Origin of the sequence: Mycobacterium sp. E2733, from assembly GCF_001667585.1 — a bacterium.
Classification (GTDB): domain Bacteria; phylum Actinomycetota; class Actinomycetes; order Mycobacteriales; family Mycobacteriaceae; genus Mycobacterium.
Genome location: NZ_LZJZ01000139.1, coordinates 1 through 711, shown reverse-complemented (window position 1 = coordinate 711; position 711 = coordinate 1). Strand labels below are relative to the sequence as shown.

Sequence of the window (711 nt, the reverse complement as noted above, 5' to 3'; positions counted from 1 at the left end):
CAAACGCGCACTCAGATCATCAATCTTGTGCAACGCCTCAGTAATAACCGCCCGGCGATCCGTCGACACACTCATCGCGTCAGCTCACCCTTTCCGAAAGGTCAGGATCGGCGGAGCCGTTGTAGCTCCCATCGGCATCCGCGATCGTGGTCAAGTAGTCGGCGAGCGCCTCAACGGTCGGATAGTCGAACACGACAGTTGCGGGCAGCTCCTCGCCCAGCGTTTGGTTGAGCGCACGCTGCAGAATCACGCTCATCAGCGAATCCATACCAAGTTCGAAGTAGTCGGCTGACGGACCCAGCGCCTGCGGCGAAGGCAGTTGCATCACCGCCGCAACCAGTACGCGGACGTGGTCGCGCAGCAGATCGTGCCGCCGCTCCGGCTCGCACGTGCGCCACACATCCTTGATGTCGCCGCCCGCTGCGCTGGCAGTGTCATCGCTGTCGTCCGGCGCCGTGGGCGGTTCAGAGGGAACAGACTGCTCGAAATCGAGCATGCCACCCCAGATTTCGGGATGCTCCAAGGCGAGGGTGCGGCCCAGTCCCCACAACACCGCATGGGCGGGATTGGCGCGGCCGTCTTCCGAAACGGCTTCGGCATTGCGGGTCAGGATGAACAGTTTGGGTGATGACGGGATCGTCGTCACCGCTGCGGTCAGCCTTCGCGCCGCGTTGAACAACGCGTAGCCGGACTCCGCACTGAAATCGGCGG

Annotated in this window: 1 protein-coding gene; it reads right to left on the bottom strand. The window is 63.2% G+C overall.

Annotated elements, in window-relative coordinates; translation table 11 throughout:
- Positions 1-79: 79 nt before the first annotated feature.
- Positions 80-711: beta-ketoacyl reductase (locus A5678_RS25685; RefSeq protein ID WP_231983771.1), on the bottom strand; the 632-nt coding region annotated here is incomplete at its 5' end.